Here is a 25,774-nt window from a genome sequence, read left to right on the forward strand (position 1 = left end):
GCGACGGCGTGACATGGTTCCAGACCTCACGCAGACGGGTGCACGGCGTGATCTGGGTCTCACCCGCGTGGCGGTACAGGACTTTCAGGACATCCGGAACCGCACCCGAGTGCCCGGCCGGGCCTGCGCGAGCGCGCTCAGCGCACCCGCCCGCACGACGGCCGCGACGGGGTAGCCGCCGGTGGTCGGGTGGTCGGCGAGGAACACCACCGGCAGCCCGTTCGGCGGCACCTGGATCGCCCCGGTGACCACGCCTTCGCTGGGCAGTTCGCCTTCGACGGCCCGGCGCAGCGGCGGCCCGTCGAGGCGCAGGCCGACGCGGTTCGACTCGGCCGTGACCGTCCACCACGCCGACAGCCCGCCGGCCGGGTCGTCGAGCCAGTCGTCGCGGGGGCCGAGCGTCACCGGCACCACGAGTTCGGCCGGTGCCCGGACGGGGACGACGACGTCCGCGCCCGCCGGGATCCCGGGCTCGCCGAGCGGGAGCACGTCTCCGCCCTTCAGCGGTGCGGGCCCGATGCCGGACAGGACGTCGCGCGAGCGGCTGCCCAGCACCGGTTCGACGGCGATCCCGCCGGACACGGCCAGGTAGCAGCGCAACCCGGTCGAAGGAGTGCCGACCGACACCGACTGGCCGGCTCGCACCGGCACCGGAACGTGGGAGCCGAAGGACCGGCCGTCCACGGAAACCGGGACCGCCGGGCCGGTCACCGCGACCGTCGCCGACGCCGTGAGCCGCACCGAAAGACCACCGAGCAGCGCTTCGATGCCCGCGGCCGCCGAGGGGTTGCCCACCAGGCGGTTGGCCAGCCTCAGCGACACCGTGTCGAGTGCTCCGGAAGGTGTCACGCCGAGGTGCGCGTAGCCCGGCCGGCCCAGGTCCTCGACCAGCGCGTACCGCCCGGGGTCGAGGACCTCCAGGGATCTCATCGGACGGCCCGGAAGCGGACGCGGTCGCCCGGCGCGAACAGGGCGGGCGGATCGGCGTGCGGGTCGAACAACGTCGCCGAGGTGCGCCCGAGCAGCCGCCAGCCACCCGGCGACTCGCGCGGGTAGACGCCGGTGAACTCGCCCGCCAGCCCCACCGACCCGGCCGGGACGCGGGTGCGCGGGGACGCCAGCCGCGGCTGCCGCAGCCGCTCCGGAAGTCCGGTCAGGTAGCCGAACCCGGGCGCGAACCCGGTGAACGCGACCGTGTAGACGGCTTCGGTGTGCAGCTCGACAACGGCGTCTGTGGAGAGCCCGGCGTCTTCGGCGACCAGGGTGAGGTCTTCGCCGTCGTAGCGGACGTCGAGCGTGACTTCGCGCGGCTCGCCGGCGGGCGGGTGCCTCAGATCGGCGTCGTCGAGCAGGGTCTTGGCGGCGGCCACACCGCCGATCACCAGCAGGCTGCGCGCGCCGGGAACGAGGTCGACGACGCCCTCGGGGCGGGCGGCGGACACGATCGCGTGGGCCGCCCGCATCTGCTCGAGGGACTCGCAGTCCAGGAGGGCGGCGTCCTCGCCACAGCGCCGCCAGCGCACGGCGTCAGCCGACGACGCGGCGCAGCAGGGCCGAAGAGTGCGGCTGCATCTCCTGGCCCATCATGGCGCGTTCCTCGACGTAGCCGAGGGAGCCTTCGATCAGGCCGTACAGCCGCTGGGCCGCGGTGACGTCCTTCGCCGTGGCCGTGCGGATCACCGCGTCGGTGCCGAGCTCCCAGGACGTCTGGTTGCGCGGCTTGCCGTAGTACAGCTCGACGATGCCGGTGTTGTGGGTGAGCAGCAGCTCGATCGTGTCGTCCTCGTGCGGCCGCCAGAACCCGGACTCGCGGGCAGCCGGGCGGAGGACGTTGCCGTCGTCGTCCAGCAGCCACGCCCGGGACTCGTGGACGAGGAACGGCCGGCCGTCGTGCGAGATCGTCAGCTGCTGCGCGAACTTGCGCGGGCCTTCGATGGTCGGGTAGTCGACCTCGCCCTCACCACGCCAGACGCCGACGAGCGGCAGCAGCGCGAGGCAGGCTTCGTTGAGGTCCGGCCCCTCACGCAGGTTCGCGGTGTCGTTGGGGATGGGCAGGTCGTCCCACAGCGGGAGGTTGCGGGCGCGGGTGCTTTCCGCGCGCATCTCGGCTGCTGCGATGGCGTCGTCGCCGCTGGCGGTCATGGGTCAGCGCTGGTCCGCGTAAAGCCGGTAGACGACGTACACGGCGAACCAGGTGATCGCGACGCCTGCCAGCACGAGCAAGGTCGTAAACAGTGCTTCCACGCCCAGCAGGATAGTCCGCCGCCGCTCAGCCGGCCCGGCGCAGGGTCGCCGCGGTGAGCACGGTCACCGCCGGAAAGCCGTGAAGGCCTCCTTCCCGGCCATAAGAGCCGGTAAGGAGGCCTTCACGGACTACGGGATCAGGCGACCGAGATCGCCAGCTGGTGCAGGCCCGGGCCCTCGGCGGTGACCGAAGCTTCGCCGTTGCCGGTGCGGTGCAGCGCGCGCACCGTCCAGTCACCCGGTGCCGCGTAGAAGCGGAAGTCACCGTCGGCCGAGGAGACGACCTCGCCGGTGAAGTCGCCGCCGCCGTCCAGGAGCCGGACGAACGCGCCGCCGACCGGCCCGTTCGCGCCGGTCACCTTGCCGGCGAGCACGACCTGCCCGCGAGTGTCGTAGTCCGCCGGCGTGGCCTCCTGGACCGGTGCGCCGCAGCTGTCGTCAACCGCCATCACTTGGCTCCCAACTCGACCGGCACGCCGACCAGCGAGCCGTATTCCGTCCACGAACCGTCGTAGTTCTTCACGTCCTCGTAGCCCAGCAGCTCGTGCAGCGCGAACCAGGCGATGGAGGAACGCTCACCGATGCGGCAGTAGGCGATGGTGCCCTTGCCCTCGTCGATGCCCTCGTCCTTGTAGAGCTCCTTGATCTCGTCCTCGGTCTTGAAGGTGCCGTCCTCGTTGGCGACCTTCGCCCAGGGCACGTTCAGCGCGCCGGGGATGTGGCCGGGGACCTGGGACTGCTCCTGCGGCAGGTGCGCCGGGGCGAGCAGCTTGCCGGAGAACTCGTCCGGCGACCGGACGTCGACGAAGTTCTTCGCGCCGATCGACTGGACGACCTCGTCGCGGAAGGCGCGCAGCGACAGGTCCTGGTCCTGGGCCTTGTACTCGGTGGTGTCGCGCTTGACCTCGTCGGAGTTCAGCTCGCGGCCGTCGAGCTCCCACTTCTTGCGGCCGCCGTCGAGCAGTTTGACCTTGTCGTGGCCGTACAGCTTGAAGTACCAGTACGCGTACGCGGCGAACCAGTTGTTGTTGCCGCCGTAGAGGATCACGAGGTCGTCGTTCGAGATCCCCTTCTCCGACAGGAGCTTCTCGAAGCCCTCCTTGGAGACGAAGTCGCGGCGCACCCCGTCCTGCAGGTCGTTCCGCCAGTCGAACTTCACCGCGCCCCGGATGTGGCCGGCGTCGTAGGCGGTGGTGTCCTCGTCGACCTCGGCGAACACGACGCCGGGGGTGTCCAGGTTCTCCTCGGCCCACTGGGTGGTGACCAGGACGTCTTCACGGCTCATGAGAACAGAACTCTCTTTCTGGGTTGAACTTTCAGGACGCGCGGGCGGGGGTGAAGCGCTTGAGGAGCAAGAACATTTCGCAGCCGAGGCAGAAGTCGAAGGCCGCGTTGAGGAAGGCCGCGAAAAGCGCGAAGGCCGTCGCGACGATGCCGAGCGGGGTGACGTCGAGCGCGAAGCCGATCGTGCCGACGAGGGCGAACACGAACCCGACGGCCTGGGCGAACCGCAGCGGCGCCGCGTCCTCCCGCTCGTCGGTCGGCCCGAGGCGCGGGGCCACGAGCGTGCGGTACACGATCGAGTAAGGCGCCGGCTTCAGCCCGACGAACGCCCCGATGGCGAACACGACGGTCTGGATCGCCAGCAACGGCCACCACTGGGTGACCAGGACGACCGCGAGCACGATCGTGGTCAGGATGGCGGCGAACCGCGGGCCCCGCGGGTCGACGGCCGGTCCGGCGGACATGGTTCCTCCAGCTGGAGCAGAAGGGGGTGCGTGCGAACGGCACGCGTCAGCGGCATCAGGGCTGGGTGGGACCGGACGTGCTTCAGTGCCGGTCGGCGTGAGCGCGACACAGGCTGCTGCGGACGCGGCAGAGGTCGACTGCGCGTCGCTGCGTCAAGAAGGTGGTCAGCCCGGTCACGGGTGCGAGGGTACCCAGAGCTCCCTCAGAGTGGGAACCACGTTCATACCCTGGGACGCTTCCCGCCATCTGAGACGCCCCGCTCTCTGGACGCATCTTTCTCGGGGAAAGTGCGGGGTTCGTGTGCGAGTGCGAACGGGAGGGTGGGGTGGTCAGGGGGTTGGGGTGGTGAGGTGTGGCCGCAGCGCGTCCAGCAGTTCGGGGCCCTTGGGGACGCCGCCGACGCGCAGCAGCTCCCGGCCGTCCGGGGTCAGCGCGATCGTGGTCGGCGTCCGGAGCACGGCCAGCGACTGCGCGACCTCCGGCTGGTTCGTCACGTCGAGCTCGACGTGGTGCAGGCCGTCGGTCCGGTCGGCGAGGGGGCCGAGCACGGCCTTCGCGTGCCGGCACGGCGCGCAGAAGGTGGTGGAGATCTGGACCAGCGTCACGGCGGACGCCGGGTCGAGGGCGTCGGCGACGGGGCCGGGCAGCTCACGGGCGGGCTTGGCGTCCCGCACGCGGCCGTTGCGGGCCTTCAGCAGCAGGCCGGCGGCCATCCCGGCCACCAGCACCGCCACGAGCACCCACAGCCCCGTCACCGGCCCGCCTCCCTACTTGCTCAGCTCCGCGAAGGACACGTTCGCCGCTTCGCCCTTGATCGTCACCGACCCACTCTGCACGCGCACCCCGGTCGGGGTGACCGATAGCGGCAGGTCCTTCGTCTTGATCGAGGCGCTGAAGTTCGGCATCAGCGCCTTCTGCACTGCGGAGGGAACGACGGTGGTCTCCTGGTCATTCCCGAACTGCAGCCGCTTCGGGATGAAGTTGATCGCCCCGCCCTTCGCGTCGGCCTCGATCATCGCGAAGCAGAAGATTTCCAGATCCTTGCCCGCGAACTGAAGGTGTCCCGAAATGCGGACACCGGTGCTCGACTCGTCCTGGGCGGCCTGGCCCTCGGTGGTGGTCGTCGTGGTCGGCGTCGGCTCGCTCTGCCCGCTGTCGCCGTTCTCGACGTAGTCCGTGCTCGCCGGCTCGATCCGCAGGTCCTTGATCTTGTCCAGCGGCGCGACGCGCGCCAGGTCGGCGGCCTTGATGGTGACCGCGCCGGTCAGCTTGCCGATGGTGATCGCCTTCGTGTTGCCGTTCGTGAGGTCCGACAGCGGCGCGGTGACGTCCTCGAGCTCGGCGTTGAGCGCGACGTCCTGGAGCTTGTCGCCGACCGGAACACCGGCGGCGGACACCCTGATGTGACTGTAGTCACCGCCCAGCGCCTGCGTGAGGAACGGGAAGCCGTGGATCGTCACCGACGGGTCGTCGGTCAGCTGCAGCTGCGTCCGGGCCTTCTGGGAGATCATGTGCTCGGCGTACGCGGCGGCCCCGAAATCGGCGCCGACCAGCAGCAGCACCAACACGACGAGGGCGATCACCCAGCGCCGTGCCCGGCGTCCGCGGCGCCGCGCGTCCGGCCTCGGTGCGGGTCGGTCGTCCCGGGTCACGGGCCTGCTCACCATCGCGTCCGTACTCCTGTTCGTCGGGGCCACCGGAGGTTTCTCCAGGTGTGATCGATCCAGCAAGGGTTAGGTGCCCGGCCGTTCAGCCGCTATTCTCACTTAGCACCGAACAACGCCACCGTGAGGCGACGATCTGTGAAGGCGGTGCGGCTCATGAGCCTGGACCTTCTGGTGCTGACCGCGGAAGCCGACGCCACGTCGGTGCTCCCGGCGCTCGACCTGCTGCCGCACACCGTACGCGTCCGCGCTCCCGAAGTGACGGCCCTGCTCGACGCGGGCCACCGCGACGTGATCCTCCTCGACGCCCGCAGCGACCTGGCCTCGGCGAAGAGCCTCTGCCGCCTGCTCAAGGGCACCGGTGAGGACGAGGCGGCCACCCCGATCATCGCGGTCGTCGGCGAGGGCGGCCTGGTGGCGGTCAGCGCCGAGTGGCGCACCGACGACATCCTGCTGCCCACCGCGGGCCCGGCCGAGGTCGACGCGCGGCTGCGGCTGGTCACGACCCGCGACGGCGGTTCCGCCCAGGTCGACGCCGAACTGCGGGTCGGCGAGCTGGTCATCGACGAGGCGACCTACACCGCCCGCCTGCGCAAGCGCACCCTCGAACTGACCTACAAGGAGTTCGAGCTGCTCAAGTACCTCGCCCAGCACGCCGGCCGGGTGTTCACCCGCGCCCAGCTGCTGCAGGAGGTCTGGGGCTACGACTTCTTCGGCGGCACCCGCACGGTCGACGTCCACGTGCGGCGCCTGCGCGCCAAGCTCGGCCCGGAGCACGAGCAGATGATCGGCACCGTGCGCAACGTCGGCTACAAGTTCGAGCGGCCCGCCAAGGGCGGCGCGGCGCGGGCGGCCGTGCCCGCGCAGGCCGAGGCGCCGGCCGAGACCCCCGAACTCGCGCACTGACGCCACACTCCCAGGACGCGCCGACAACCGTCGCGTTGCCTCTTGCCCGGGTACGGTCACGGGGTGAGCGGAGAAGGCGAGTGGCGCCAGGAACTGGACGAGCAGCAGCTCGAGGACGTGCGCGGGCTGTTGCTGGCCGTGCGCGAGGCCGACGGGCGGCCCGAGGCCGAGCCCGAGGGGCCGCTGCCCGGCGAGTTCGACGGCGGTGAGCACCTCGTCGCCTGTGTCGAGGGCGACGTCGTCGGCTACGCCCACCTCGACACCACGGGCGACTCCTTCGGGCACCAGGTCGCCGAGCTGTTCGTGCACCCCGCCCATCGCAACCGCGGCTACGGCGCGAAGCTCCTCCAGGCCCTCGACGAGCGTGCCGCGGTCGGCTTCCGCGTCTGGGCGCACGGCGACCACCCCGCGGCGCAGCAGCTGGCCGTGCGGACCGGCCTGGAGCGCAAGCGCGAGCTGCTGATCCTGCACACCGACGTCAAGGACGCGGACTGGCCGGAGCCACGGCTGCGCGACGGCGTCTCGCTGCGGACGTTCGTGCCGGGCCAGGACGAGGACGCCGTCGTCCGGGTCAACGCGCGGGCCTTCGACTGGCACCCCGAGCAGGGCGCGCTGACCGCCGACGACATCCGCGCCGACGAGCGCCGGCCGTGGTTCGACGCCGACGGCTTCTTCCTCGCCGAGCAGGACGGCGAGGTCATCGGCTTCCACTGGACGAAGGTCCACGAGGCGACTCCGGGGCGCTTCGACGGTGAACGCGTCGGCGAGGTCTACGTCGTCGGCGTCGACCCGGCGGCGCAGGGCGGCGGGCTCGGCCGGGCGCTCACGCTCGCCGGGCTGAGGTACCTCGCGAGCCGCGGGTTGCGGCAGATCATCCTGTACGTCGAGGGCGACAACGCCCCGGCGCTGGCGGTCTACACCAAGCTCGGGTTCACGCGTCACGAAGCCGACGTCCAGTACGGTCGGTGACCACGATGGACGCCGTGCGAGCGGTCCGTCACGGTGTGCGAACGCGCAGGTCACGGCCGGGACACGGCACCCTATCGGGCTAGTAGCCCTGCTCACATCCGAGGCCTTGTTCACTTTGCGTTCATGTGATGAGGGCCGACCGTCCACCAGGGCTGCCTAATGTCCGGTTCCGGCGCGGCACCACGCCGCGACGACCCGGTCAAGCTCCTGATGGAGGAAACAGCAGTGAAGATCATGCGGCCCCTGAGCGCGGTGGGCATCGTCGCGAGCGCCGCCCTCGTGCTCGCCGCCTGTGGTTCCGACCCCGCGGCGTCCAACAGCAGCAGCTCGAACTCGGCTTCGGCGCCCGCTGCGACCGGCACGGCCGACGTGGAGTGCGGCGGCAAGACCCCGCTCTCCGCGGAAGGTTCGTCGGCCCAGAAGAACGCCATCGACATCTTCACGCAGCAGTACGGCAAGAAGTGCTCCGGCCAGCAGGTCAACTACAACCCGAGCGGTTCGGGCGCGGGCGTCAAGCAGTTCAACGCCAACCAGATCGACTTCGGCGGCTCGGACTCGCCGATCACCGGCGCGGACCTCGAGGCGGCCAAGAAGCGCTGCGCGAGCGACGCCTGGAACATCCCGATGGTCGTCGGCCCGGTGGCCGTCGCCTACAAGCTCTCCGGTGTCGACAAGCTGACGCTGACCCCGTCGGTCATCGCGAAGATCTTCAGCGGTGGCATCACCAAGTGGAACGACCCGGCCATCAAGGCGGTCAAGGGCAACGAGAGCCTGAACCTGCCGGACAAGGCCATCCAGGTCGTCTCCCGCGCCGACGAGTCGGGCACCACCGACAACTTCCAGAAGTACCTGGGCGCCGCGGCGAAGGCCGACTGGACGAAGGGTGCCGGCAAGAAGTTCAACGGTGGCGTCGGCAACGGTGCGCAGGGCTCCAACGGCGTCGCGACCGCGGTGAAGGCGTCCGACGGCGGCATCACCTACGTCGAGGGCGCGTTCGCCAAGGACGGCCTGACCCCGGCCCTGATCGACAGCGGCTCCGGCGGCGTCGAGCTCAACGCGGCGAACGTGGCGAAGTCCCTCGACTCGGCCAAGTTCCTGCACGACGGCACGAACGACCTCGCGCTCGACCTCAACGGCATCTACGCCAGCAACACCCCGGGTGCCTACCCGCTGCTGCTGACGACCTACGAGATCGTCTGCTCGAAGTACGCGAACGCGGACGTCGCGAAGGCCGTAAAGGCGTTCCTGACGGTGGCGGCCACCGACGGTCAGCAGCCGCTGTCCGCCAAGGGCTACGTGCCGATCCCGCAGTCGCTGCAGAGCAAGGTCCTGACCGCCGTCAAGGCGATCTCCTGACCCGGCATTGCGACTGACACCCGAGTGATAGAGGCTGGTCAGAAGTAGCTGATGAGCGAGTCACCCTCGACGCGAACGCCCACCGGCGACCCCGGTGGGCGTTCGTCGTCCGCCACGACGCCCCCGGAGGTCCCGATTTCGGAGCAACCAGGCTCCCCGGCGGTGCCACCACCGCCCGTGAGTGAGAAACCGAAGAAGGTGCGGCCCGGTGACCGCATCTTCCAGAACCTGACCACCGGGGCCGGGATCTTCGTCGTCGCCCTGATCGGCCTGATCGGGATCTTCCTGCTCATCCAGGCGATCCCGGCGCTGAAGGCCGACAAGGCCAACTTCCTGACCAACCACGGCTGGTCGACCAACGATCCGGCGAACATGTCGTTCGGCATCCTCGACCTGCTCGAGGTGACGGTGGCGACCTCAGTGGTGGCACTGATCATCGCGATGCCGGTCTCGCTGGGCATCGCGCTGTTCCTGACGCAGTACGCGCCGAAGAAGCTCGCGCGGCCGTTCGCGTACGTCATCGACCTGCTCGCCGCGGTGCCGTCGATCATCTTCGGCCTCTGGGGAATCCTGGTGTTCGCCCCGGCGATCGAGCCGTTCGCGCAGTGGATCAACGAGACGTTCTCGTGGTTCCCGCTGCTGGCGCCCGGCAACGTCGCGCCCAGCGTGCGCGGCACCATCTTCACCGCGGGCATCGTGCTCGCCGTGATGATCCTGCCGATCATCACGTCGCTCTCGCGCGAGGTCTTCGAGCGCACGCCGACGCCGCACATCGAGGGCGCGCTGGCGCTCGGCGCGACGCGCTGGGAAGTCATCCGCACGACGGTGCTGCCGTTCGGCAAGGCCGGCTACGTCGGCGCGTCCATGCTCGGCCTCGGCCGCGCGCTGGGCGAGACGATCGCGCTGGCCGTCATCCTCCTCATCCCGCAGGGCAAGAACTTCGACTGGAGCCTCTTCGACGGCGGCGCGACGTTCGCCTCGAAGATCGCCGCGAACTACAGCGAGTTCAACAACGAGGTCTCGGCCGGTGCGTACATCGCCGCGGGCCTGGTGCTGTTCGTGCTCACGTTCGTCGTGAACTTCTTCGCGCGGTCCATCATCGGCAAGAAGGGGGACTGAGCATGTCCACCACCTCGCTCGAAGCCCCCGCCACGACCCCGGCGTTCCAGCAGGTCAGCCTGGCGCGCAAGGTGAAGAACGGGCTGGCGACCACGCTGGTCTGGCTGTCGTTCCTGATCGCCGTCGTGCCGCTGGTGTGGGTGCTCTACACGGTGATCGCCTACGGCATCAAGCGCATCCCCTACAGCAACTGGTGGAGCCAGGACTTCGGTGACGTCCTGTCCGACGAGGTCGGCGGCGGCGTGCTGCACGCCATCGTCGGCACCCTGCTGCAGGGCTTGGTGTGCGCGATCATCGCGGTGCCGATCGGCATGCTGGTCGCGATCTACCTCGTCGAGTACGGCCGCAACGGCAAGCTCGCCAAGGCCACCACGTTCATGGTCGACATCCTGTCCGGTGTCCCGTCCATCGTGGCCGCGCTGTTCATCTACGCGCTGTGGATCACCACGCTCGGCCTGCCGCGCAGCGGTTTCGCCGTGTCGCTGGCCCTGGTGCTGCTGATGATCCCGGTGGTCGTCCGCTCGTCGGAGGAGATGCTGCGGATCGTCCCGGACGACCTGCGCGAGGCGTCGTACGCGCTGGGCGTGCCGAAGTGGAAGACGATCATGAAGATCGTGCTGCCGACGGCGATGTCCGGCATCGTCGGCGGCATCATGATGGCGCTGGCCCGCGTCATGGGCGAGACGGCGCCGCTGCTGGTCCTGGTCGGCTACTCGGCCTACACGAACTGGGACATCTTCAAGGGCGAGCAGGCGGCCCTGCCGCTGCTGATGAACAACGAGCGCGTCAGCAACCCGATGGACCCGGGCTCGGTCGGCTTCGACCGGATCTGGGGCGCGGCACTGACGCTGGTGATCATCATCGCCCTGATCAACCTCCTCGCCACCGTGTTCGCGCGCCTTGTCGCCCCGAAGAAGAAGTGAGCTGTAAGTCATGGCCAAGCGAATCGACGTCAAGGACGTGGACATCTACTACGGCAAGTTCCACGCCGTGGACGGTGTCACCCTCTCGGTGCCGCCGCGCAACGTCACCGCGTTCATCGGCCCGTCCGGGTGTGGCAAGTCGACGGTGCTGCGGACGCTGAACCGCATGCACGAGGTCATCCCCGGCGCCCGCGTCGAGGGTGAGGTCCTGCTGGACGGCGAGAACATCTACGCGTCGTCGGTCGACCCGGTCCAGGTGCGCCGCACGATCGGCATGGTGTTCCAGCGCCCCAACCCGTTCCCGACGATGTCCATCAAGGACAACGTCGTCGCGGGCCTGAAGCTGGGCGGCACCAAGGGCAAGAAGACCCTCGACGACATCGCCGAGCGCGCCCTGCGCGGCGCGAACCTGTGGAACGAGGTCAAGGACCGCCTCAACAAGCCGGGCGGCGGGTTGTCGGGCGGTCAGCAGCAGCGCCTGTGCATCGCCCGCGCGATCGCGGTCCAGCCGGACGTCCTGCTCATGGACGAGCCGTGCTCGGCCCTGGACCCGATTTCGACGCTGGCGATCGAGGACCTGATCGGCGAGCTGAAGAAGGACTACACGATCGTCATCGTGACGCACAACATGCAGCAGGCGGCGCGGGTTTCCGACCAGACGGCGTTCTTCAACCTGGCGGGCGTGGGGCAGCCGGGCCGGCTGGTGGAGCTCAACGACACGGAGAAGATCTTCTCCAACCCGGACGAGAAAGCCACGGAAGACTACATTTCGGGCCGTTTCGGCTGAGTCGTCGTTGTGGTCGAAGGCCTTTCCCGCCCGCGCTCGGGGCAGGCGGGAAAGGCCTTCTTCTTTTGTCCTTTGTGGATCATTCGGCCGGCACGTAGCGCAGTGTCAGGATTCCCGATTCCCACGCTTTGCTTTCCACGAGCCGCAATTCGGTCCGCCGTTCCGTGAACAGCGGCTGTCCCGCGCCGATCGCGGTCGGGTAGAGCTTGATCCAGTACTCGTCCACCAACCCCGCCCGGACGAACTGCTGCACGATCGACACCCCGCCGAAGAGCACCATGTCCTTGCCCGGCAATGACTTCAGCTCGGCGACTGTCGCGGCGAGGTCGGGGCCGGCGATCCGGTGCGGCGCGGCCACTTCGGTCAACGACCGCGAGAAGATCACCTGGGGCGTCGAAATCATCCACGTGGCGAAGTCGACCAGCTCGGCCGGGCTCGCCGGGTCCGCCGCCTGCGCGCGGAAGTTCTGCTCGATGCCGTGGTGGAAGGTCCGGCCCGTGAGGATCGTGTCGACCCGGGACCGCAGCTCATCGGACAGAGCGATGTTCATCGACGGGTCGGGCAGCATCCAGTCCAGTTCGCCCGCCGGGCCGGCCAGGTGGCCGTCGAGGGTGAGGTTGACGTAGGCGATGACGTTGCGCATGGCCGGCTCCTTCGTGAGTGTGCTGTCACCCGTTGAGAGACATCGGCGCGGCGAAACTCATCGGTCCCGCTGAAAAAGGCCCCTGACCAGGCGGTCAGGGGCCTTTCGGAACTTGCTCAGATGTCGTCGTCGGAGCCGTAGCCCGGCATCTTGCCGGTCACCACGAAGATCATCCGCTTCGCGACCGACACCGCGTGGTCGGCGTAGCGCTCGTAGAAGCGGCCCAGCAGCGTCACGTCGACCGCCGCGGCCACGCCGTGCGGCCACTCGCGGTCCATCAGGACCGTGAACAGGTGGCGGTGGATGTCGTCCACCTGGTCGTCGTCGGACTCGAGCGTCTTCGCCGCTTCGACGTCCTTCGACTTGATGATCTGCTCGACCTGACGGGCCAGCTTGACCGCCACCTCGCCCATCTCGGCGAAGTACGGCCGCACCGCGTCCGGCAGCACCGGGTCGGGGTGACGGCGCCGGGCGGCCTTCGCCACGTGCAGCGCCAGGTCGCCCATCCGCTCCAGGCTTTCGGCGGCGTGGATCGCCGCCAGCACGGTACGCAGATCGGTCGCCACGGGTGCCTGCAGCGCCAGCAGGGCGTACGCCTGCTCCTCGCACTGGGCGCGGGCGTCGTCGACCTTGGCGTCGTCGCTGATCACCTGCTCGGCGAGACTGAGGTCAACCTCCAGCAGTGCGCGGGTGGCGCGCTCCATGGCGTCGGCGACCTGGACCGACATGGCGGCCAGGTTGACGGCGAGCTGTTCGAGTTCGACATGGTAAGCCTCACGCATGGCCCAACCCTACGGCCAACCGTGACCAAACACCGCATCGCCGGGTGAACCGCACGTGAACCCGGTCTAACGATCCTCGCGGATCAGCCCGTGGTGCCGGATTTCTTGCTGGTGGTCGTCTTCGAAGTGGTGGTCTTCGACGACGACTTCGACGTGCTGGTCGGCGGGGCCTGCTCGCTCGCCGGGACCGGGGCGTTCGGGTCCGGGAGCGGGGTGTTGTTGCGCAGCGCGTCGAAGAGGGCCTTCGTCTTGCTGCGGACGAGGACCTCGTTGCCGCGGCTGTTGGCTTCGCCGGTCGTCGGCACGGTGAGGAACGAGATCTTCGACGGGTCCAGGCCCTTCATCGACTGCGCCAGCGTCATCATCTGCTTGACGCCGAGGTTGTCGCCGAAGGTGGCCTTCGCGAAGGCGGTGATGAAGTCGCTGAGCTTGCCGGGGTCGAGCACGACGTCGGACGACATGACCTTCTTCAGCAGCGCGCCGATGAACTCCTGCTGCCGCTTGATCCGGCCGTAGTCCGACGTCGGGTCGCCCTTGACGTGCCGTGCCCGCACGAAGTTCAGCGCCTGGTCGCCGGTGATCGTGACGTCGCCGGTCTCCAGCAGCACCTTGCCGAGGACGCTGTCGTCGATCGGGGTCTCGTTGTGCACGGTCACGCCGTGGACGGCGTCGACCATCTCCTTGAACCCGTTGAAGTCGATGCCGACGAAGTGGTTGATCCGCAGCCCGGTGATCTGCTGGATCACCTTGGTGACGCACGCCGGCCCGCCGACCGCGTACGCGGTGTTGAGCTTCGCGATCTTCTGGCCGGGGAAGACCTCGTCGGTCGTCTTGTTCTGCGCCGGGTCCCACTTCTGGCAGTCCGGCCGGTTGATCTCGAGGTCGCGCGGGAACGACGTGACGACGACCCGCTTCCGGTCGGCCGGGATGTGCGCCACCATCACGGTGTCCGAGCGGGCGCCCGGCGTGCTGTCCGCGGTGCCGACGCCTTCCTCGGCGGACGCGCCGTCGCGGGTGTCCGAGCCGACCATCAGGAAGTTCTCGTCGTTGGCCTGCGCGTCGGCGTCCTGGATGTCGGCCGAGTTCTCGTCGAGCGCGGAGACCTGCGTGAACTTGGCGTCGAAGTACGTCTGGGCGCCCCACGCGCCGCCGATGCCGAGGAACACGAGACCGGCGACGACGGCCGCGGCGATCCGGCCGAACCGGGCCGAGCGCTCGATCTTCCGCGCCTTCTTCTCCTGCAGCCGGGTCTGCGCGGCCAGCTCGGCGGCGTCGGCCTGTTCTTCGGGCGACGGCGCCGGTGCGACGACGCGCTGAAGCGCCGTACGCGTGCTCTCGATCAGCGAAGCCGGCGACAGGCGTTCACGGCGCTCGCGCCGCTTCGCCTCTTCGGCGTTCATCTCGTCGTGGGCGGCCGAGAACCGGGCGAGCGTGTGGTCGATCTTGCGGCGGTACTGCGTCGCCTCGTCGATCGCTTCCATCTCGTCGGTCATGGTCAGCGGATCGAGCTCGGCGCGCGGCGGCACCGCGCCCGGACGCGGCTTCGGGGCGTCGCCGGCGGACCGGCTCGACGCGGCCGCACCGGCCTCCGGCGCAGGTCGCTGCGGCGCGGGGGCCTCGGCCGGGTGCTTGGGCATCGGCGAGTCCGGCGTGGGCCGCTTGCGCGCGGCCGCTTCGGGGGTCGCGGGCACGGCACCCTCGGCCGTGAGCCGGCGAGGTGCGGCACCGTCGGGGGCGCCGGCCGGGCGGCGGGGCGCATCGGCGGCAGGCGGGCGCGGGGGCGCACCGTCGGCCGCGGGGCGCTGGCGAGCGGCGCTGTCGGGGCGGCGAGGCGCGGCACCCTCAGCCGTGGGGCGCCGGCGGGCGGCGGGGTCCGGGCGGCGGGGTACGGCGCCTTCGTCGGCCGTGGGGCGCTGAGGCGCGTCTTCGGGGGTCGCTGCGGGGCGGCGGGGCCGCCGGGGCGGCTGCGGCGCGGCCGACGTCTGCTGCGGGCCCGGGTTCGCAGCCGGCGGGCGGCGCTGGAGCGGGGCCTCGGGCAGCGGGGCGGCGGCGGTCGTGCGGCGCGGCTGACGCGGCCGCGGCGGCCGCGGTTGACGAGTGGCGTCCGTGGGTACTGGGTTCTCGGCGGGCGGCTGCGGTGCCCGCGAACGCGGCGGCTGCGCGCCCCGCTCCGGAGCCGGCTGAGCGGGCGGTTCGGCGGCCCGTGCCCGGCGTCCGGGCTGGTCGGCGCGGTCCTGCTGCTCGCGCGACGGGAGCGGGCGGACGCCGGTGGACTTGGCGACGACGTCCGAGACGCTGATCCCGCCCTGGTCCTCCATCGACCGGCGTCTGCCGGTGCGGGGCCGCACGGGACCGTCCGAACGGCGACCGGTTCCCGGGCTGTCGTGCTCGTCCGGCACTCGGTCTCCTTTCGCGCGATTGAAGGCGGGTTCGTGACTTGGCCGTCTTCCCCCGCGAGAGGTGATCGTTCCCCCGGAGGTTTCGTTATCGTACGGATACCCCCCGATCGTGACGACACCCTCCCGGAATTTTCTTCACCTTGAGTCGACGAACGGCCGCTGGCCGTCGACAAACGGGTGAAGGGTGCCCGCAGCTTTCCGGGGTAATGCGGGGTTTACGTTACTCAGAGTGGGTTATTAACTGCGTACTTTGCGCGTCGTGATAGGCGACTTTGTTCCGCCCGGCCCGTTTGGCCGCATAAAGCAGGTCGTCCGCGCTGCGCAGCTGGCGCTCGGGGGGCGTCGAGGTGTCCGGCCCCTCGTGGGCGAGCCCGGCGCTGATGGTCACGCGCAGCCCCGGCTGGAGTTCTGACCAGGGGTGATGGGCGACGCGCAGGCGGGCGGCGTCGACGATGCGGACCGCGTGCCGGGCGTCGACGCCGGGCAGCCACAGCACGAACTCCTCGCCGCCGTAGCGGGCGCAGAAGCCCTCCGGCGGCAGCCCCTCCTGCAGGAGATCGGCCACCCGGCGGAGGACGCGATCGCCGACGAGGTGACCGTACGTGTCGTTCACGCGCTTGAAGCGGTCGAGATCGACGAGCGCGATGCCGAGCGCCGGCCGCGGCCGGGCGGGCTGCCGATCGGTGAGCGGTCCGTACAAGCGCTCGTCGAGGTACCGGCGGTTGTAGCTCGACGTCAGCGCGTCGCGCAGGCTCCCGTCGCGGGCGATGTCCAGCGCGGAGCGAAGGTGCTGGTAGGCGCGGCGCCAGTCGCCCTGGGTGGCGAAGAGGGCCGCGACGGCCTCGTGGAGGCGCAGCAGGTCCGGCGGCTGCGGGCTCCGGCGCAGCACGCCTTCGTCCCCGGCGACCATGCCCACCTCCACCACCCATTGGTTGTCGTCGTAGTGGAGGCTGCCCTTGAGGCGCAGGTACGGACGAAGGTGAATTTCGCTCAAACGGGACTATGACAGTGACGCTCCGGAGTTGTACCGTCAGAGTCCGGAGAACGGCTCGATGCCCTTGAGCTGGGAGAACTGGTCCTTGGCCCAGTAACTCACATTAGCCGTTTCGTCGATCAGTAGCTCCTGGTAGTCAGCCCACGAGACCCAGCGCCAGTCGCCGACCTCGGCCGGGTTCGGTTCGGGCTCGGCGTCGGCCCAGGCGGCGAAGACCGGGCAGAACTCGTTCTCGACGATCCCCTGGAACGGCGGCGTCCGGTAGCGGTAGCTCGGCAGCACGCAGTGCAGCCCGGACAGCGACGGCAGCCCGATCTCGTAGGCCGCGCGCCGGCGGACGGCGTCTTCGAGGGACTCGCCGGGTGCGGGATGCCCGCAGACGCTGTTCGTCCACACCCCCGGCCAGACCTTCTTGTGCAGCGCGCGCTGGGTGATCAGCAGGGCGTTGTCACTGCGTCGCAGGACGTAGCACGAGAAGGCGAGGTGCAACCGGGTGTGCTCGTGGTGACTGGCCAGCTTCGGGCCGGTCTCGCCGGTGGGCACGCCGTCTTCGGTGACGAAGACGACCTGCTCGGTCTCGGGTTCGGTCGCGATATCCACAAGTCCAGTGAACACGACGAGCCGGAGTGCCCCGTACCGCGAGGCGGGTGGGTTACCGGCCGGGTGACGGGCCGCTACCGCGCGTCGAGGTGCTCGACGATGAGCGAAGTGACGGCTTCCGGTGCCTCTTCCGGCGCCCAGTGCGTCACGTCTTCGAGCATTTCGAACCGGAAGGGCCCGGTGACCCAGTTCGCCGTGTCGAGGGCGGCGGTCGAACCGAACGAAACGTCCTCGGTGCTCCAGATGTACAGCGTCGGCACGGAGACCTTGCCGATCTTCCCGCCCGGCCGGCCCGCGCGGTACCAGTTGAGGGCCGCGGTGAGCGCGCCCGGCTCGGACAGCCGCTGCACGTAGTCCTCGATCTTGTGCAGCGGAACCCGCCGCTCGAACATGTCCCGCAGCGCGCGGGCGTCGTTCTCCAGCATCCGGCGTTCGGTGACGCGGGTCTGCCGCCACTCGGTCATGTAGCGCGTCCGGAGGTGCTGGTCTTCGTCGGTCTTCATGGCTTCGGCGAGCGCGGCGGGGTGCGGCGTGGAGACGACGGTGAGGCTGCGCAGCCGTTCGGGGTGCGCGTCGGCGGTCCACCAGGCGACGGCCCCGCCCCAGTCGTGCCCGACGAGGTCGAACCGCGGCCAGCCCAGCGCTTCGGTGATGGCGACGACGTCTTCGACGAGGTGGTCGATCGAGTACTCGGCGGCCTGTTCGGGCCGGACACCGGGCGAGTAGCCCCGCTGGTCCGGCGCGACGGCCCGGTACCCGAGCACCCCGAGGGTGGCGACCTGGTGCTCCCACTCGGCGGCGGCCTCGGGAAAGCCGTGCAGCAGCAGCACGGGCCGCCCGTCTTCGGGCCCGGCGGCGATGGCGTCGAAGGAACCGGCCTCGGTGGGGATGCTGATGTGGTCGATCACGGGCCCGAATCTACTTCGCCCGGTTGAACGCTCGGTGTCAGCGGTCCGGGACGGTCTCCACGGTGGAGCCCGGTCCGAGCAGTCCCACACCGGCCGGCTCGACCAGTTCGCTGACTCGAACGCTGAGCCCGGACCGCCCGGCGAACGGCCGCAGGTCGACCACCTTGGCCGTGGCGTCGGCGGCGATCGGGCGGTCGCCGAGCCAGAGCTTCGCGGCGGCCTTGACCACCGCGGTCGTCAACGGATGGCGGAGGCTCACCGAGGCGAGCCTAGCCGAGCACCTCGTCCGTCGTGGCCACCTTCACCAACGGCTCGTACAGCCGCATGATGTCCAGCGCCTTCGCGTGACTTTCGTCGTTCCCGCCCGCGCACGCGTCGGACACCACGGTCACCGAAACGCCCGCGTCCGCCGCCGCCAGCGCCGTCGACAGCACGCAGCAGTCCGTCGAGACGCCCGCGAGCACCAGCCGGGCGCCGCCCACGCGCGTCGCCAAGCGCGGGGTCCACTTGCCGAACGTTGTCGCGTCCACTGTGGACGTCGGCTGGAACTCGGAGATCACCTGGTACAGCGGCGCGTCCGGCGGCTGCAACGCGAACGGCCACTGCTCGTAGTACCGCTTCCACGCCCCTTCCGGGCGCGAAGGCGCGATGAACCGCGTGAACACGACGTCGTCGCCGAACGCCGTCACCAGGCGGTGGATCGGTGCGAGCACCTCGGCGAAGCGCGGGGTGAACCATTCGCTCGCCGGGTCGGCGAACACGTTCTGCAGGTCGATGACCGCCAGGATCGATTTCACGCCGCCTCCTGCGCGCGGATGCGTTGCCGCGTCAGCAGAGTGACGGCGAACCCGAGCACCAGCGCCACCAGGACGCCGAGGTTCGCGAACGCCCACGAACCGTCGCGGCCGCCGAGCCCGAACGGTTCGAGGAGGTAGCCCTGCCACTGCAGCCATCCGGCGGCCGTGTTCGTGACCAGGCCCCAGCCGAGCGCGGTCGCCACCAGCACCAGTGCGATCGGCCCGAACCGGACGTCGCCGTAGCGGCCGGCCGGGTCGAACAGGTCGGGTTCGGCGTAGTCGCGCCGGCGCAGCAGGACGTCCGCGAGCATCACGCCGCACCACGCCGCCACCGGCACGCCCAGCGTCACCAGGAAACCCTGGAACTGGTACAGGAACTCGCCGCCGAAGAACACGATGTAGACCGTGCCGAGCACCATGATCACGCCGTCCACGAACGCCGCCACCGGCCGCCGCAGGCGCAGCCCGGCCGACAGCAGCGCCAGCCCGGACGAGTAGATGTCCAGCACCGCACCGCCGACCAGGCCGAGCACCGCGACGATCGCGAACGGCACCAGGAACCACAGCGGCAGCACCGTCGTCAGCGCGCCGATCGGGTCCTTCGCGATGGCGCCGTTCAGCTCCGTGGAGGAGCCGGCCAGCAGCAGCCCGAACACCAGCAGCACCAGCGGCGCCACCGACGCGCCGAACGTCGTCCAGCCGACCACCCCGCGGCTCGACCACGACCGCGGCAGGTAGCGCGAGTAGTCCGCGGCCGCGTTGACCCAGCCGAGGCCGAAGCCGGTCATCAGGAACACCAGCGCGCCGACCCACTGCTGCGCCGAGCCGGACGGCAGCGCGCTGACGGCGTCCCAGTGCACGTCGCCGGCGACCAGGCCGATGTAGACAACAGTGAGCACGCCGGTGATCCAGGTGATCCACGTCTGCAGCTTCATGATCGCGTCGAAGCCGAGCACGCCGGCCGCGACGGTCAGCACGGCCACGACGACCAGCGCGACCACCTTCGTCGGCGTCCCGCCGCCCCAGCCGAGCCGTTCGAAGACCGTCGACGTGGCGAGCGTCGCCAGCGCGGTGAGCACGGTTTCCCAGCCGACCGTGAGCAGCCACGAGATCGCCGACGGCAGCCGGTTGCCCCGGACGCCGAAGGCGGCGCGCGAGAGCAGCATCGTCGGCGCCGACCCGCGTTTGCCCGCGATCGCGATGAACCCGCACAGCAGGAACGAGAACAGGATGCCGGCGACGCCGGCGACCAGCGCCTGCCAGAACGAGATGCCGAAGCCGAGGGTGAACGAGCCGTAGCTCAGCCCCAGCACCGACACGTTCGCGCCGAACCACGGCCAGAACAGCTGACGCGGCCGGCCGCGGCGCTCGGCGTCGTCGATCACGTCGAGGCCGTTGGTCTCCACCTTGAGCTTGCGGGTGCCCGTTTCGGTCATGGCGCGTCCCCTGGGTCAGTAGGTGGTCCGACTTTGCCCGGTGCGGCGTCGCAGGGCGAGCAGTTCGTCGACGAGCGGCCCGAACTCGAGGCGGTTCACCGACAGCACCGTCTCGACGACGTCGGGGCGGAAGGCGCCGATGCCGTGCGCGGCGCCGAGCATCGCCCCGCAGATCGCGGCGACCGTGTCGGTGTCGCCGCCGAGCCCGGCGGCCAGGCGCAACGCCGCCGGCGGGTCGTCGCCCATGGCCTCGGCCAGCGCGAACGCGGCCACAACGGACTCCTGTGACGCCACCGACGTGCCGATCACCTTGGCGACCGCGTCGGCGACGGCGGCCGGCGCCATCCCCCGCACCCAGCCGCGGGCCCAGCCGATCCGGGCGGCGATCTCCCCGCCGGGCGCCCAGTGCCCGCGTTCCCCGCCGACGACGGCCGCGCGCTCGCCGGCGTCGAGCGCTTCGGCCAGGCTCGCGCCCTCGACCCCGGCGGACACGGTGGCGGCGACCGCGGCGGCGGAGGCGATGCCGAGGCTGGTGTTGTGGGTGACGCGCGCGGTCGCGACGACGGCGTCGACCAGCTTGTGGAGGTCGTCCGCGGGGGTCGCGATGCCGACCGGCGTGACGCGCATCGCGGCCCCGTTGGTCGTCCCGGTGCGGCCGGCCTCCTCGGCGGGGACGCCGTCCTGGAGCCGGGAGAGCGCGCGTTTCGTCGACGGGCCGAGGAGGTCCGCGGAGCCGCGCCGGATCATGTCCGCTTCCCAGATGAGCAGGGCGTCGGCGAAGACGTGCGGCTCGACGGTGCCGCGGCCGTCGATGAGCAGCCGGGCCAGCAGGACGGCCTGCTCGGTGTCGTCGGTGACCGACCCCGCGGGCATCGACGGCGCGACCGGCTGCTCGGCGACGGCGGTGAGCAGGCCGGTGACCGGCCCGTAGGCGGCGGCGATGGCGGCGCGGGACATGGACTGCGTCGGCATGCCGAGCGCGTCGCCGACGGCGAGGCCGGTGAACGCGCCGAGCGCCCGGTCCCGCGCGTTCACCGGTGTCCGAAGGTGAGGTGGAACTGGAACCGGTCCGGGTCCAGCAGGCTGACGACGCGCTCGACGAGCCGGCCTTCGACGTCGACCGAAGTGCGTTCGGCGCGGAGGAAGAGCTCGCCGACGCTGCGCCCGAGGAGTTCGGCGTCGCCAGCGTCGAGGCGTTCGGTGCTGATCCACTGGTCGCCGCCGACGGAGATCCGGCCGGCGGCTTCGAGGGTCTTGGTGAGGGAGCCGTCCCGCAGGCCGGTCTCGGGGAGGTCGGCGAGCAGGCCGGTGGCGGGGACGGTGGCGGTCTCGAGCGAGACGCCGCGGTCGTGCTCCCGCCGCAGCCGCCGCACGGCGACGTAGGTCTTCTCGCCGAACTCTTCTTCGAGGGCCCGGTCTTCGACGGTCTCGATGCCGAGGAGCTGGGTGGTGACGGGCGCCCCGGCGTCGGCGAGCGCACGGGCCCAGCCGATCCGCTGGTCGAGCTGGACGCCGTCGAAGGTGACGAACGAGCCGACGCCGGCCTGGGTGGAGATCAGCTCGAGCTGCTGGAGCTCGGAGAGGGCGCTGCGGACGGTGCCGCGGCTGACCTGGTACTGCTCGGCGAGCTGGTTCTCGCCCGGGAGACGTTCGCCGTGGGCGAGGCGACCCGAGCGGATCAGGTCGGAGAGGTCGCCGACGAGCTGCTGCCGCTTGCTGTACATGTACACACCTGTACACGCTGCGTTCGTGCTGGTCAAGCGGCGACGAGCTGCTTGACGTCGGCCTCGGCCTCGCGGGCCACCATCTCGCCGGCCGCCTTCGCGGACGCGCCGGCGACCAGCATGATCACCGCGAACGAGCCCGCGAAGAGGACCGTGCTCAGCCACACCATGGTCGAGACGGGCAGGGTGAAGGCGCCCACCACGCGGGCCGCGCTCTCCAGTACGAACCCGACACCCCAGATGTAGCTGCTGCGGCGGACGACGGTGGTGAACCGGTCGTTCTTCTGCAGGCGGTCCCAGGCGGCTTCGTGGTCGGCCTTGCCGTGGGTGAGGAACGGGCGCAGGGCCCTCGTCATGATCGGCTGCGCGGTGAAGGCGGAAATCAGGATGACGAGCCCGGTGGTCCCGCTGCCGATCGAGTCCTTGGCGATCATCATGCGGGCGTCCCCGGAGACGAAGGTCAGCACCATCCCGGCGACGTTGGTCACGAGGACGACGAGCGCGAGCCCGTTGATCGTGCGGTTCCTGGCGAACTGGAAGAGCGTCCGGGCCAGCGGGAAGACCCCGGCGAGGGCGAGCGCGGTGAAGTCGCTCGCGCCGAGCGAGTGGAGTCCGTAGTAGACGCCGAGCGGGACGGCGATCTCGATGCCGAGGGTCTTGAGCAGAGAGGCGGGTGCGCTGTCGTTCGTCATGCGAAAAGCTTGTCGCGGCGCGGGGTCCGGCAAGGATGCGATCCGCCACGACTCGGCCCTGACAAGTGTCACGGGCTCACATCGCGCGCGGCCACGTCGTCGGATCGTCATGGCAACCTTCTTGCGCATCACGATCGGCCTGCAGACCCTGGCCGTGTTCCTCGCGCCGGTCACCGCCGGCCTGCTGCTGACCACCCCGAGCGGCAAGGCCCTGCACAGCGCTTCGGCGTACACGGTGTTCGCGGTGGCGGTGGTGCACGTGCTGGCCACGGTCCTGGTGTGGCGGCCGGGCGGCGGATCACCCAGGCCGATCCGCTACGCGGTCGTGTTCTCGGCGATCACGCTGGCGCAGGTGGCGCTGGGCATCGCGCATGTGAAAACCGTGCACATCCCGCTGGGCGTCCTGATGTTCGGGTTCAGCCTGCTGCAGCTCAGCCGCCCGAGTGCATGTCTTCCGCCTCGGGGACGCAGTCGTCGTCCGGGTCGTCCAGCCAGCCGTGCGGCAGCGTGACCTTGCCCGGCGAGCCCTGGCGGCCGCGGGGGCCGTCGGCGTTGGCGGGGAACGGTGCGTCGTGGTCGAGGCGGCCGATGAGGTCGTCGAGCTCGGTCAGGCCGGACACCATCGCGAAGCCGCGGCGCAGCTCGGAGCCGACCGGGAAGTTCATGAAGTACCAGGCCATGTGCTTGCGCAGGTCGCGCAGGGCCTTGGTCTCGCCGTCGTGCTGGATGAGCAGCTCGGCGTGGCGGCGCAGGACGCGCGCCACCTCGCCGAGATTCGGCGGAGTCGGCAGCGGACGGCCCGCGAAGGCGGCTTCGAGCTCGCCGAACAGCCACGGGCGGCCGAGGCAGCCGCGGCCGACGACGACGCCGTCGCAGCCCGTCTCGTCGACCATGCGCAGGGCGTCGGCGGCGGAGAAGATGTCGCCGTTGCCGAGGACCGGGATGCTGGTGACGGCTTCCTTGAGGGCGGCGATCTTGGTCCAGTCGGCCTGGCCGGAGTAGCGCTGTGCGGCGGTACGGGCGTGCAGGCTGACGGCGGCCGCTCCCTCGGCCTCGGCGATGCGGCCGGCGTCGAGGTACGTGCGGTGGTCGTCGTCGATGCCGATGCGGAACTTGACCGTGAACGGCACGTCACCCGCGGCCTTGGCGGACTCCCGGACGATCGCTTCGAACAGCTTCCGCTTGTACGGCAGCGCCGCCCCGCCACCCTTGCGCGTCACCTTCGCGACCGGGCAGCCGAAGTTGGAGTCGATGTGGTCGGCCAGCCCCTCGCCGACGATGATCCGGACGGCTTCGGCCATGGTCTTCGGGTCGACGCCGTAGAGCTGCATGGACCGGGGCTTTTCGTCCGCCCCGAAGGTCATCATGTGCATGGTCCCGGGGTGCCGTTCGACGACGGCCCGCGCGGTGATCATTTCGCAGACGTAGATGCCGGCGCCGTACTCGGCGCACAGCTGCCGGAAGGCGACGTTGGTGATGCCGGCCATCGGAGCGAGCACCACTGGGGGATCGACCTCGTACGGGCCGATCTTCAGGGCGGGCTTGCTCAGGGTGGCGGTCACGTCCTCCATTGTCGCTTGTGGTGTCGATCACGTCGACCAGGGGCGGTCAAGCGACGAGGTCGTCCCAGCGGACCACGACCGCCGCGGCCAGGAGGCCGGCGGCGATGATCTTGAGGAGGACCAGCCCGGTGCTCACCCCGGTCAGCGACGTGAAGTCCAGCAGCACGCTCGCCACGAACGCCGCCGCGAGCACCTTCGCGCCCCATCGGCGCCGGAAGCCGAGCGCGACGACGGCCACCAGCTGGACCGCCGTCGCGAACACCGAGAGCACGAACCACGGCGACGGCTCGCCGTCGTGGGCGAGCTCGTCCGCCAGGACCCGGGTCGCGGCGATCAGGAGGACCAGCGTGCCCAGGCCGAAGACGACCAGCATCACCGGCAGGAAGATCCGGCCGGCGCCGGCGGGCGTGGCGCGTTCGGGGACGCGGCGACGGGGCACGGCGAGCCTCCGCTCGACTCGGGAATCTCCACCGTGCCCGACCGGGCGGTGCACATCCACCGTGCTTTTGCCGGCAGGCCCGTAGGGTTCCGCCATGACCGACAAGCCCCTGCGCTGGGGAATCATGGGGACCGGCGGCATCGCCGGCGCCTTCGCGGAAGACCTGAAGCTGACCGGCTCCGGCGTCGTCGCCGCGGTCGGGTCGCGCACCCCCGAAAGTGCCGGCGCTTTCGCCGAGCAGCGCGGCATCCCGGCCCGGCACGGCAGCTACGAAGCCCTCGCGAACGACCCGGACGTCGACATCGTCTACGTCGCCACCCCGCATCCCCTGCACCACGGCAACGCGCGGGTCGCGCTCGAGGCAGGCAAGCCCGTGCTGGTCGAGAAGCCGTTCACGATGAACGCCGCGGAGGCCCGCGACCTCGTCGCGCTCGCGAAGGACCGGAACCTCTTCCTCATGGAAGCGATGTGGACGCGCTTCCTGCCGCACATCCGGCACATCCGCGAGCTGCTGCCGAGCCTCGGCGACGTCGTCACCGTCACCGCCGACCACGGGCAGTGGTTCGCCGAGGACCCCGCCTTCCGGCTGTTCGCCCCCGAACTCGGCGGTGGCGCCCTGCTCGACCTGGGGATCTACCCGGTTTCGTTCGCGTCGATGGTTCTCGGCGCGCCCGACCACGTCGCCGCGATGGCGACCCCCGCGTTCACCGGCGTCGACGCGCAGACGTCCATGCTGTTCGGCTACGCGAGCGGGGCGCAGGCCGTGCTGAGCTGCACGTTGAGTGCCGTTTCGCCCACCACGGCGTCGATCGTCGGCACGGACGCGCGCATCGAGATCGAGGGGCCGTTCTACGCTCCCGCGTCCTTCACGCTCGTCCCGCGCGCGGGCGAGCGGATCCGCTACGAGTACGTCGACGAGGGCCGTGGCCTGCGGCACCAGGCCGACGAAGTGGCCCGGCTGCTGGCCGCCGGCGAGACCGAGAGCGCGCTCATGCCGCTCGGCGAAACCGTTTCGATCATGGCGACCATGGACGAGGTACTCAAGGCGGTTGAGTAGTGCTACGGATCCGCCGGAGACCCC

Annotated in this window: 30 protein-coding genes; 8 read left to right on the forward strand and 22 right to left on the reverse strand. The window is 70.5% G+C overall.

What is annotated here, in order from left to right:
- Positions 1-84 precede the first annotated feature (84 nt).
- The 8 genes from QRX60_RS13425 to QRX60_RS13460 form a co-directional block, all read right to left on the reverse strand.
- Positions 85-930, reverse strand: a complete 846-nt coding sequence (locus tag QRX60_RS13425; protein WP_286001112.1) for a 5-oxoprolinase subunit C family protein — start codon at positions 928-930, stop codon at positions 85-87.
- Entirely contained in the window at positions 927-1,523 is a 597-nt protein-coding gene (gene pxpB / locus QRX60_RS13430) for a 5-oxoprolinase subunit PxpB (RefSeq protein ID WP_286001113.1), read from the reverse strand. The genes QRX60_RS13425 and pxpB overlap by 4 nt, the downstream gene beginning before the upstream one ends.
- Positions 1,524-1,527: 4 nt before the next feature.
- Positions 1,528-2,142: an FABP family protein gene (locus QRX60_RS13435; protein WP_286001114.1), complete on the reverse strand. Its 615-nt coding sequence runs from the start codon at positions 2,140-2,142 to the stop codon at positions 1,528-1,530.
- Positions 2,143-2,381: 239 nt separating this feature from the next.
- Positions 2,382-2,693 (reverse strand): DUF1416 domain-containing protein, encoded by a 312-nt coding sequence (locus QRX60_RS13440; protein WP_199198879.1) that lies wholly within the window; start codon positions 2,691-2,693, stop codon positions 2,382-2,384.
- Entirely contained in the window at positions 2,693-3,529 is an 837-nt protein-coding gene (locus QRX60_RS13445; protein WP_286001115.1) for a sulfurtransferase, read from the reverse strand. The genes QRX60_RS13440 and QRX60_RS13445 overlap by 1 nt, the downstream gene beginning before the upstream one ends.
- A 31-nt stretch (positions 3,530-3,560) precedes the next feature.
- Positions 3,561-3,992, reverse strand: coding sequence for a DUF4395 domain-containing protein (locus tag QRX60_RS13450; RefSeq protein ID WP_286001116.1), 432 nt, complete (start codon positions 3,990-3,992; stop codon positions 3,561-3,563).
- 330 nt (positions 3,993-4,322) lie between these two features.
- Complete coding sequence (locus QRX60_RS13455) at positions 4,323-4,748, reverse strand: TlpA family protein disulfide reductase (protein ID WP_286001117.1); 426 nt, start codon at positions 4,746-4,748, stop codon at positions 4,323-4,325.
- 12 nt (positions 4,749-4,760) lie between these two features.
- Positions 4,761-5,660: an LmeA family phospholipid-binding protein gene (locus QRX60_RS13460; RefSeq protein ID WP_286001118.1), complete on the reverse strand. Its 900-nt coding sequence runs from the start codon at positions 5,658-5,660 to the stop codon at positions 4,761-4,763.
- A 153-nt stretch (positions 5,661-5,813) separates the two neighbouring features.
- On the opposite strand from QRX60_RS13460, the gene QRX60_RS13465 reads away from it, so the two are divergent.
- From QRX60_RS13465 to pstB, 6 genes are all read left to right on the forward strand, one after another.
- Positions 5,814-6,563, forward strand: coding sequence for a winged helix-turn-helix transcriptional regulator (locus QRX60_RS13465; protein WP_286001119.1), 750 nt, complete (start codon positions 5,814-5,816; stop codon positions 6,561-6,563).
- A gap of 63 nt (positions 6,564-6,626) precedes the next feature.
- Positions 6,627-7,532: a mycothiol synthase gene (gene mshD / locus QRX60_RS13470; protein WP_286001120.1), complete on the forward strand. Its 906-nt coding sequence runs from the start codon at positions 6,627-6,629 to the stop codon at positions 7,530-7,532.
- Positions 7,533-7,757: 225 nt separating this feature from the next.
- On the forward strand, positions 7,758-8,888 hold the full coding sequence (pstS, locus tag QRX60_RS13475) for a phosphate ABC transporter substrate-binding protein PstS (RefSeq protein WP_286001121.1): 1,131 nt from the start codon (positions 7,758-7,760) through the stop codon (positions 8,886-8,888).
- 198 nt (positions 8,889-9,086) lie between these two features.
- Entirely contained in the window at positions 9,087-10,007 is a 921-nt protein-coding gene (gene pstC / locus QRX60_RS13480; protein ID WP_286003581.1) for a phosphate ABC transporter permease subunit PstC, read from the forward strand.
- Positions 10,008-10,009: 2 nt separating this feature from the next.
- On the forward strand, positions 10,010-10,930 hold the full coding sequence (gene pstA, locus QRX60_RS13485) for a phosphate ABC transporter permease PstA (RefSeq protein WP_286001122.1): 921 nt from the start codon (positions 10,010-10,012) through the stop codon (positions 10,928-10,930).
- Between the two features lie 10 nt (positions 10,931-10,940).
- Complete coding sequence (gene pstB, locus QRX60_RS13490; RefSeq protein WP_286001123.1) at positions 10,941-11,717, forward strand: phosphate ABC transporter ATP-binding protein PstB; 777 nt, start codon at positions 10,941-10,943, stop codon at positions 11,715-11,717.
- Positions 11,718-11,796: 79 nt separating this feature from the next.
- On the opposite strand, the gene QRX60_RS13495 is transcribed toward pstB, so the two are convergent.
- The 12 genes from QRX60_RS13495 to QRX60_RS13550 form a co-directional block, all read right to left on the reverse strand.
- Positions 11,797-12,360, reverse strand: coding sequence for a dihydrofolate reductase family protein (locus QRX60_RS13495; RefSeq protein ID WP_286001124.1), 564 nt, complete (start codon positions 12,358-12,360; stop codon positions 11,797-11,799).
- 116 nt (positions 12,361-12,476) lie between these two features.
- Entirely contained in the window at positions 12,477-13,142 is a 666-nt protein-coding gene (gene phoU / locus QRX60_RS13500; RefSeq protein WP_286001125.1) for a phosphate signaling complex protein PhoU, read from the reverse strand.
- Positions 13,143-13,225: 83 nt separating this feature from the next.
- The gene (locus QRX60_RS13505) at positions 13,226-14,668 is read right to left on the reverse strand and encodes an LCP family protein (RefSeq protein WP_286003582.1); all 1,443 of its coding nucleotides are present in this window, start codon (positions 14,666-14,668) and stop codon (positions 13,226-13,228) included.
- 1,093 nt (positions 14,669-15,761) lie between these two features.
- On the reverse strand, positions 15,762-16,451 hold the full coding sequence (locus tag QRX60_RS13510) for a GGDEF domain-containing protein (protein WP_286003583.1): 690 nt from the start codon (positions 16,449-16,451) through the stop codon (positions 15,762-15,764).
- Positions 16,452-16,571: 120 nt separating this feature from the next.
- Positions 16,572-17,135 carry an isopentenyl-diphosphate Delta-isomerase gene (gene idi, locus QRX60_RS13515; RefSeq protein ID WP_286001126.1) on the reverse strand — a complete coding sequence of 188 codons (564 nt, stop codon included), beginning with the start codon at positions 17,133-17,135 and terminating at the stop codon, positions 16,572-16,574.
- A 74-nt stretch (positions 17,136-17,209) separates the two neighbouring features.
- Entirely contained in the window at positions 17,210-18,043 is an 834-nt protein-coding gene (locus QRX60_RS13520; protein WP_286001127.1) for an alpha/beta fold hydrolase, read from the reverse strand.
- 37 nt (positions 18,044-18,080) lie between these two features.
- Positions 18,081-18,302 (reverse strand): hypothetical protein, encoded by a 222-nt coding sequence (locus QRX60_RS13525; protein WP_286001128.1) that lies wholly within the window; start codon positions 18,300-18,302, stop codon positions 18,081-18,083.
- A gap of 10 nt (positions 18,303-18,312) precedes the next feature.
- Positions 18,313-18,840, reverse strand: a complete 528-nt coding sequence (locus QRX60_RS13530; RefSeq protein WP_286001129.1) for a cysteine hydrolase family protein — start codon at positions 18,838-18,840, stop codon at positions 18,313-18,315.
- Complete coding sequence (locus QRX60_RS13535; protein ID WP_286001130.1) at positions 18,837-20,276, reverse strand: purine-cytosine permease family protein; 1,440 nt, start codon at positions 20,274-20,276, stop codon at positions 18,837-18,839. Before QRX60_RS13535 ends, QRX60_RS13530 begins: the two co-directional genes overlap by 4 nt.
- 15 nt (positions 20,277-20,291) lie before the next feature.
- Complete coding sequence (locus tag QRX60_RS13540) at positions 20,292-21,311, reverse strand: ADP-ribosylglycohydrolase family protein (RefSeq protein ID WP_286001131.1); 1,020 nt, start codon at positions 21,309-21,311, stop codon at positions 20,292-20,294.
- On the reverse strand, positions 21,308-22,000 hold the full coding sequence (locus tag QRX60_RS13545; protein ID WP_286001132.1) for a GntR family transcriptional regulator: 693 nt from the start codon (positions 21,998-22,000) through the stop codon (positions 21,308-21,310). Before QRX60_RS13545 ends, QRX60_RS13540 begins: the two co-directional genes overlap by 4 nt.
- A 32-nt stretch (positions 22,001-22,032) precedes the next feature.
- Positions 22,033-22,692, reverse strand: coding sequence for a VC0807 family protein (locus QRX60_RS13550; RefSeq protein WP_286001133.1), 660 nt, complete (start codon positions 22,690-22,692; stop codon positions 22,033-22,035).
- A gap of 109 nt (positions 22,693-22,801) precedes the next feature.
- Between QRX60_RS13550 and QRX60_RS13555 the strand changes: the two genes are divergently transcribed.
- Positions 22,802-23,203 carry a hypothetical protein gene (locus tag QRX60_RS13555; protein WP_286001134.1) on the forward strand — a complete coding sequence of 134 codons (402 nt, stop codon included), beginning with the start codon at positions 22,802-22,804 and terminating at the stop codon, positions 23,201-23,203.
- On the opposite strand, the gene dusB is transcribed toward QRX60_RS13555, so the two are convergent.
- Positions 23,124-24,263 (reverse strand): tRNA dihydrouridine synthase DusB, encoded by a 1,140-nt coding sequence (dusB, locus tag QRX60_RS13560; RefSeq protein ID WP_286001135.1) that lies wholly within the window; start codon positions 24,261-24,263, stop codon positions 23,124-23,126. The two genes, QRX60_RS13555 and dusB, sit on opposite strands and share 80 nt — an antisense overlap.
- 37 nt (positions 24,264-24,300) lie before the next feature.
- Positions 24,301-24,693 carry a hypothetical protein gene (locus QRX60_RS13565; protein ID WP_286001136.1) on the reverse strand — a complete coding sequence of 131 codons (393 nt, stop codon included), beginning with the start codon at positions 24,691-24,693 and terminating at the stop codon, positions 24,301-24,303.
- Between the two features lie 94 nt (positions 24,694-24,787).
- On the opposite strand from QRX60_RS13565, the gene QRX60_RS13570 reads away from it, so the two are divergent.
- Complete coding sequence (locus tag QRX60_RS13570; RefSeq protein WP_286001137.1) at positions 24,788-25,750, forward strand: Gfo/Idh/MocA family protein; 963 nt, start codon at positions 24,788-24,790, stop codon at positions 25,748-25,750.
- Positions 25,751-25,774: the final 24 nt, after the last annotated feature.

It is taken from the genome of Amycolatopsis mongoliensis, from assembly GCF_030285665.1.
GTDB lineage: Bacteria > Actinomycetota > Actinomycetes > Mycobacteriales > Pseudonocardiaceae > Amycolatopsis > Amycolatopsis mongoliensis.